The sequence below is a fragment of the Brevibacillus sp. BC25 genome (genome assembly GCF_000282075.1).
Lineage (GTDB): Bacteria > Bacillota > Bacilli > Brevibacillales > Brevibacillaceae > Brevibacillus.
This window is the reverse complement of record NZ_AKIX01000072.1, coordinates 20,445-27,886: the sequence shown is the minus strand read 5'-3', so window position 1 is coordinate 27,886 and position 7,442 is coordinate 20,445. Positions and strand designations below refer to the sequence as shown.

The window sequence follows — 7,442 nt, the reverse complement described above, 5'->3', positions numbered from 1 at the left end:
TGGCTGCCGCATCCAATCGATCATCATGGATAATATCACGGAAGCCGGCAATCGGTTCGCTCAGCGTCTTAGCATGAAGCATGTATGTATAAGTGACCACGACTCTCATATACATGCCTCGGACTATGAGAGTTTTAAACATCATGTGCACGCGAGTTATCCCATTCTTTCCCGCTAAAGACTTCGCATCGACTTGATGCGAAGCCTTTTGGCGTACGCTACGTATACAGTGCCATCCATTCTCGCAGTCTCTCTTTTGCAAAAGCTCTTAATTCCGCTGGCTCCACAACCTCCATATGTCCGATCATATCCAAAATATCGCGACATGCTCTTTCATAGCTGTACAAATTGACCGTCAATTGCTCATACTCTCCCTGCTGCACAGCGGAAATCACCTCCAGCCTCTCTCGCACGGCCAGCTTTTCAGCATGCAACCTGATCACGACAGGAAAATATTCGACTTCACGACAAGCCTGCTTGAACGCCGCCTCCTGATTCGTCCAATAACCTGCCAACGAAAAGCTCTCTGGAATCTCGAATGCCTCCTCCCGTACATGAACAGAAGGAATACGCTCGCACTTAAAAGTTCGAACCTCCTGCGCGTTTTCACAGTAAGCAACGAGATACCATTCCGTTTTTTTCACGACGAGACCGTAGGGACATACCGTGCGTGACGAGCTGCTCCCATCCATTTTGCGATAGGCAATGACGACTTTGCTTGATCGCCAAACCGCTGCCCGCAAAACCTCCAGATTCGGTATGACTACTCTCTCTTCCCACCATGGCGTCTCATCGAAATAGAAACGCTTCTTCGCTTTCTCTATATCCGGCCGATAAGTCTGCGGCAACGTCTTTTCCAATTTAAGCAAAGCAGACGTTAATTTGTGTCCAGTCTCGGTATCCTGCCCTACATGAATCCCCATCCCGGTCAAATACAAGTGCACGACATCATCGACGTACAGCTGTTTCAAATTGACCGTATATCCTTCCATCAAATAAATTCCACCGCCAGGCCCCGAGGTTGCCGCGATCGGAATCCCTGCTTGGGACAGTGCGTCAATATCCCGATAAATCGAGCGAACAGACGTCTCCAGCGCTATAGCGAGTTCTTTTGCTTTCATTTTTCCTCTTGATTCGATCAGTAGCAAAATCGCAATCAATCGATGCAGTCTCATCTCCAACCTCCACGACAAAACGACCACTCTATTTTTCTACGCGGCCAAATTGATGACACGATGCTGTCAACAATACAAAGATATCATAGAGCTATCATTATGGGAGGGATGCAGGATGAATATTGCGGTATTAGGAACTGGCTTTGGTGCGTACCATGCACATCTGCTGAAAAAAATGGATGGTGTGGATAGAGTGGTAGTTTTCGGTCGAAATGAATCGAAGCTGCAAAAGCTACAGGAAGAGCTACATGTGGAGATTACAGAGCATATTGACGAGATCATGCGCGATCCTACTATCGATGTCGTGGACATTTGCTTGCCTTCGCAGCTGCATCGGCAATTTGCAGTAGAAGCACTCGAAAACGGAAAGCATGTATTCTGCGAAACACCCGTTTGTTATACGCTAGACGATGCACAAACGATGAAGCATGCAAGGGACCGGTCGGGGAAAAAGCTGTTGGTGAATCAGTTTATTAAATTTGACCCGGCGTACACCTACCTTCACAGCGCACAGACAGAAAACAAGTACGGACAGCTCCTCTCCCTCTCGCTCAAAAGAGAAACAGCTCCCCTATGGGGGGATCTGGGCTTGTCCTCCATTACGACCAATCTGATGATCCACGAGCTGGACTTCGTAATATGGCTGTTCGGTCGGAATGCCAGTATGAGCGCATGGGGGGCAGAATCATCGGATAAAAAACAGTCTATCGTCCGCTCGCACTTTCATTACCCTGATACGCATGCTGAAATAGTCGCCTCCTCGCAGATGCCGACCTCGTACCCATTTACTGTCGGTTACGAAGCGTACTTCGAGAAGGCAAAGCTCGTCTTTCAGGAAGCCGACAGCCATGGTCAAACGGAATCTTTCTTATGGGAATACACATCCTCTGGCAAGAATGAGCTCGTTCTCCAACCCGTCAATCCGTATAAAGAGAGCTTGCGGCATGCCATCCAATGCTTTACAGACCATACACAATCGATCATCGATGTTGATCATGCTGTCGAGTCTCTGGAACTCGCGCTTGCGCTACAGAAACAGCTTGCACGTCAGTAAAGAACAAAACCTCCATGAAGCGTCTTTTTCATGGAGGTTTGTTGCTTGCTCTTTCATTTATGATCTTGCCCGTCGTGGCTTCAAGTGCCTCTTCCTTGGAGAGCGTTTTTGCTGTCTGATCAGTCTGTATCCATGATAAATCCGAAAAGTTGCCCGTGAGCTCGGTAACAATTCCCTTTTTGTTTCAGGGGGGAAGAATGTAATGCCGACAACTTTGGGCTGTCAGGGCATATGATGACCAGTAGAAGCAAGGCACAAGACTACTACTGGAGGTAACTAGTATGAACCTGACATTAAATCGACTCAGTCTGACGAATGTGGATGACTCTGCTGGTGTGTGGCAATATGAAGGTGGTAAAGTGTTTGAGGGAAATAACCATATAGCCAATTACGCGAGTACGAAGCGCACCGTGCATCAGGGAACTGAAGCGCAGAATACGGCAATGCTCACATTGACACTTTTCTTTTATGGTCTCGAGAATATTACACTCCAAGGAAGTCATAACTTCAGCTCTGGCAAGCAAATTGGAAGCGTTAGCGCTGCTTCATCCCAATTTGCTTCTTCTATTGGTAAACAGTTCACAGTATTAGGAAATAATCTCGTTATTCAGTGATTTCAGGCGATCGAAAATTTGTCGGATACCCAGCAAAACAGCTCCCTTTCATCGAAATCAGCACCGCTGTTGAACTGGATGAGCAACAACTTTTTCCCTCTATTACTTCTCAAAGCAACTTTTCATGAGAAAAGCCGATTCCCCTTCATTTCAGGAGGATCGGCTTTTGAGATTTTACTGGTAAGGGGTACCATCAAAAAACGGTCTAACATTGAGTTATTATTTTTAAACTGTCTTTTGATAGCTAGCCACTTCACTTAGGTTTTCGTGTCGCTTATATTTTGCAGGAGCCATCTGCGCAATTGTCGCCGGATTGCTCGTCTTTTTTCTCGTCGTTCTGCACGAATTTCAGAGCAGGAGCTGCGCTTTCTTCTTCCCATACTTGGTTCAATGCGCCTAAAAAGACTTCTCCTGGCTGCGCGCCAGAGACTGCATATTTGTTATTAATCACAAAGAACGGTACACCCGTGACACCCAAATCGTTGCCTCTCTGTTTGTCCTCTTGTACTTGCTCTCTGTATTCGTCGCCTGCCAGCATGGCGAGCGTCGCTTCCTTGTCCAAGCCTACCTCAGAAGCAAGCTGTGCCAGCACCTCGTGGTCACCGAGATGGAGCGATTCCGTAAAGTACGCCTTCAGCATTCGCTCCTTCATTTCCTTCATTTTTCCATGAGCATGGGCAAAGTGCGTCAAGCGGTGCGCATCGAATGTATTAGTCGGAATCATCGTGTCAAAATGATAGTCGAGACCGACGCCTTTTGCCATTTGGGTTACTTGGTCATTCATCCCCTTCGCCTGTGCGAGCGGAATGCTATACTTGGCTGCCAGTACTTCATGCATGTCCATATCGGTATCGCGTTCCATCTGCGGGTCGAGCTGGAAGCTACGATATACGACCTCTACTTGATCCTTATGCGGAAATTGAGACAGCGCTCCTTCCAGACGGCGCTTACCGATATAGCAAAACGGGCAGGCAAAATCAGACCAGATTTCAATTTTCATGTTCCATCCTCCTCTATTTGAACGGAGCTGACCGAAAGACAGCAAACCGCACACTGCAAAATTCGTCGTATGCACATTATACAACAACGCACGGTACGACTATGCACTTTGGAGGATGAAAGCTGCACTTTACCCTTAGCGAGTCATGCGAATGATGCGATCGCAAATCGTTTCCGCATCTGCTTTGTCATGCGTGACCAGGATCGAAGTCATCTTGGCAGCTCGCAGCATTCGCTTCAAGTCATCACGTATTTTCGTTTTCAGCTCGGCATCCAGATTACTGAACGGCTCATCCATCAACAAGATAGCCGGTCTAGGTGCCAGTGCACGCGCAAATGCGACACGCTGCTGCTGTCCCCCGCTCAGCTCATGAGGATATCGCTTGCCGTAACCTTCGAGCTGTATGAGCGCCAACATCTCGTTCAAACGAACCAGACGCTCTGCTTTGGATAAGCGATGCAGACCGAACAAGATGTTTTGCTCGACAGTCAAATGCGGAAAAAGCGCATAATCCTGAAAAATCATGCCGATCCCGCGTTGCTCTGGCTCCACAAACTGCCCTTGATCGACCAACACTTTCCCATCGATCTGGATGCGCCCGCTCTTCGGGGACTCCAGTCCGGCTATCAAGCGAAGCAATGTACTTTTTCCACAACCGCTATTCCCGAGCAGCCCGACAACTTCCCCCTGCTCCATCTGCAAGGAAAAATCCCGGATGACGCTGCCGTTCCCGCTTGCATAACCAAACGTCAGGTTTTTCACTTCAAAAAAAGTCATTTTGCCTGTCTCTCTCCTAACCAGTGATAGAAAATAACGGAGACGATCCCCACTGCAATAATACAGAGCGAAGGAATCGCGGCCTGATGAATTTGTTCATCGCTTGCATATTGATACGCCTTTGTTGCCAGCGTCTCGAAGTTAAAGGGACGAAGGAGTAAGGTAAGCGGCAATTCCTTCACGATTTCCATGAACACCAGGATAAAACCAGTGAGCACAGCCCCTTTGATTAATGGCAAATCCACTTTGAAAAAGGCCCGCGTCATGCTCATCCCGAGCATACGTGCCGCTTCTGAATAACGATTCCCCGTCTTCTCAAACCCTGCCTCGACTGCATTGAATCCAACTGCAAGGAAGCGGATGATGTAGGCAAACGTCAGCATGAACAAGGACATGCTGAGTACCAGCTTGTTGGCGCCTAAGCCCAGCCAGCTATAGAAGGAACTCAGCTCTTTATCTACGGACATCACCACCGCCATCACACCGATGGACAAGACTGCCCCCGGAATGGAATAGCCCATGGAAATCAAGCGCGTCAGTGCCACAGCGAATATCGAACCTCGGGAGAATCGGATGACATTCGCTACGATTACCGCGAGCAGCATCAAGATGGTGATTGAGATACAGGAAATGAACAGCGTATTGCTCAAGAGCTTCCAGAAGGTCTCGTTCAATACTTCCCCGTACGTCCACGTTGCCCAGACAATCAATTGTCCAACAGGGATCACAAACGAAAACGAAACAATAACCAATCCGAAGATTACGGCAGCGTACATCGGGATTCCGCGCAATTTTCTGCGTGTGAGCGGCGTGCTCCTGTTCGTAGGCGAGCTGAATTTTTTTCTTTTACGCACGAGACGTTCGACGATAAAGATCCCGATAATCAACGTCATGAGCCAGGCGGACAAACGGATAGCCGATTCTACGTCGTACATGCCAAACCACGTCTTGAAAATCGCCGCTGTAAAAGACTGAATTCCAAAATGCTTCGTCACCCCAAAATCATTGAGCACTTCAAATGCCACCAGACTCGCGCCACCCACAATGGCTGCCTGTGACATAGGCAGGACGATGCGAAAAAAGATATGCGTTTGGTTTTTCCCGAGCAATCTGGCATTTTCAATGAACACAGCACTCTGCTTTTCAAGAAAGGTTTTCGTAATCAAATAGACGTACGGGAACAAAAACAGAGTAAAAATAAAAATAGCGCCCTTCATCGACATGATGTCAAAGTAGCGTTGATCGAGCGTCAGCCCGAATGTATCACGCAAAATCGTCTGAATGCTCCCCGTATAGCTGAGCATGGAGCCGTACGTGTATGCTGCGATATACGGAGGAATCGCTAGCGGCAGCACGAAAGCAAATGAAAAAAAGCGACGCAATGGAAAATCGTAGGCAGCGACCAGCCAGGCCAAGGTCACACCTACGATGATCGTACAGGCTCCGGTACCGAGTACGAGCCATAACGACTGCAGCGCATAATCCAGTAGCATGTACTCTTGGATATGCTGCCAGTTTTCATTTTGTTTTTGAAAGAGTCCGAAAAAAATATAAAGAGACGGGAGAAGGGCCAAAATGGCCCCTATCACGCTCAGCGTTACCCACCCGTTCAGTTTTCGTCTCAGGCTTCTACGCAAAAGTGCTCCCGTCATGCTTATTTCCAACCTGCTTGATTCAGCAGTTCTACCGCTTTTTTGTTATACTCGCCAAGCTTAGCAAAGTCGAGCTTTTGCGTTTTGAATTCTCCCCACTCTTTCAAAAGAGCAGGCTTGTCAGCCTCTGCATTTACAGGGAACTCGTAGCTTCCGTTTGTCAGCATCGTTTGAGCCTCTTTACCTGTGACGAACTCAATCAATTTCACGGCATTGTCCTTGTTTTTCGCGTGCTTGGTCAAACCAATACCGCTGATGTTCAAGTGTGTGCCTGTCGTTTCTTGGTTCGGGAAGAAAACGCCGATGTTTTGCGCGACTTTTACTTCCTCTGCATCTTTGGAGTTCAGCATTTGTCCAACATAGTAGGTGTTCATGATCGCAACGTCACCGACTTTGGCAACGACTGCTTTTGCCTGATCACGGTCTCCACCTTCAGGCTTGCGTGCGAAATTGTTTACCAGACCCTTTGCCCAATCCAGTGCAGCCTGCTCGCCATTCAGCCCAATAAAAGAAGCAACGAGTGACTGGTTGTACAAGTTCGAAGAAGAGCGTACCAATACTTTGCCTTTCCATTTATCCGTAGCCAAATCTTCATACGTAGACAGCTGCTCTGGCTTCACGCGATCCTTCGCATATACGATCACACGCGCACGGGTAGCCATACCGATCCATTGGTTGTCAGGATCACGCAGTTCTTTCGGTACGTTCTTCTCTACTTCAGCAGATTGAATCGGTTGCAGAACGTCATTTTGCTTCGCGTAGTTCAGAACTCCACCGTCTACCGTGATGAACAAATCCGCTTCGGAGCTCTCTCCTTCACGCTTCAAGCGCTCAACCAGCTCTTCTGCTGTACCCTTCACTTCGTTTACCTTGATGCCTGTTTGCTTCGTGAATTCTGCGAACAGTTTGCTATCAATATCGTAATGGCGCGCTGTAAATACGTTAACGACTTGCTCTGTGGCAGCCGGCTCCTGTGCCTTTGGCGCTTCTGTTTGCGGCTGGGCAGTATTCGCGCCGTTTCCGCATGCAGCAAGTATTGGCAACGTCAGCATCGTACTCAGCATGACCGCCAGCATCGATTTTTTTCTCATTTTGATTCTCCCTCTCTATCGCAGTGATTATTGATAATGAATATCATTGCCAATTGACAAGGCTTATTGTAACGAACAA

General features: G+C 48.0%; 7 protein-coding genes. 2 read left to right on the top strand and 5 right to left on the bottom strand.

What is annotated here, in order from left to right:
* Positions 1 to 218: 218 nt before the first annotated feature.
* Positions 219 to 1,175 (bottom strand): YafY family protein, encoded by a 957-nt coding sequence (locus PMI05_RS19490; protein WP_007725413.1) that lies wholly within the window; start codon positions 1,173 to 1,175, stop codon positions 219 to 221.
* A gap of 115 nt (positions 1,176 to 1,290) precedes the next feature.
* Between PMI05_RS19490 and PMI05_RS19485 the strand changes: the two genes are divergently transcribed.
* Together PMI05_RS19485 and PMI05_RS19480 are read left to right on the top strand one after the other, a co-directional pair.
* Positions 1,291 to 2,229, top strand: a complete 939-nt coding sequence (locus tag PMI05_RS19485) for a Gfo/Idh/MocA family protein (RefSeq protein ID WP_007725411.1) — start codon at positions 1,291 to 1,293, stop codon at positions 2,227 to 2,229.
* Between the two features lie 281 nt (positions 2,230 to 2,510).
* Positions 2,511 to 2,843, top strand: coding sequence for a hypothetical protein (locus PMI05_RS19480; protein ID WP_007725409.1), 333 nt, complete (start codon positions 2,511 to 2,513; stop codon positions 2,841 to 2,843).
* 274 nt (positions 2,844 to 3,117) lie between these two features.
* On the opposite strand, the gene PMI05_RS19475 is transcribed toward PMI05_RS19480, so the two are convergent.
* The 4 genes from PMI05_RS19475 to PMI05_RS19460 all read right to left on the bottom strand — a co-directional run bounded on the left by PMI05_RS19475 (position 3,118) and on the right by PMI05_RS19460 (position 7,363).
* Positions 3,118 to 3,843: a DsbA family oxidoreductase gene (locus tag PMI05_RS19475; RefSeq protein ID WP_007725408.1), complete on the bottom strand. Its 726-nt coding sequence runs from the start codon at positions 3,841 to 3,843 to the stop codon at positions 3,118 to 3,120.
* A 135-nt stretch (positions 3,844 to 3,978) separates the two neighbouring features.
* Complete coding sequence (locus PMI05_RS19470) at positions 3,979 to 4,620, bottom strand: ABC transporter ATP-binding protein (RefSeq protein WP_007725406.1); 642 nt, start codon at positions 4,618 to 4,620, stop codon at positions 3,979 to 3,981.
* Positions 4,617 to 6,272 (bottom strand): iron ABC transporter permease, encoded by a 1,656-nt coding sequence (locus PMI05_RS19465; protein ID WP_007725397.1) that lies wholly within the window; start codon positions 6,270 to 6,272, stop codon positions 4,617 to 4,619. The genes PMI05_RS19470 and PMI05_RS19465 overlap by 4 nt, the downstream gene beginning before the upstream one ends.
* 2 nt (positions 6,273 to 6,274) lie before the next feature.
* Entirely contained in the window at positions 6,275 to 7,363 is a 1,089-nt protein-coding gene (locus PMI05_RS19460; RefSeq protein ID WP_007725396.1) for a Fe(3+) ABC transporter substrate-binding protein, read from the bottom strand.
* Positions 7,364 to 7,442: the final 79 nt, after the last annotated feature.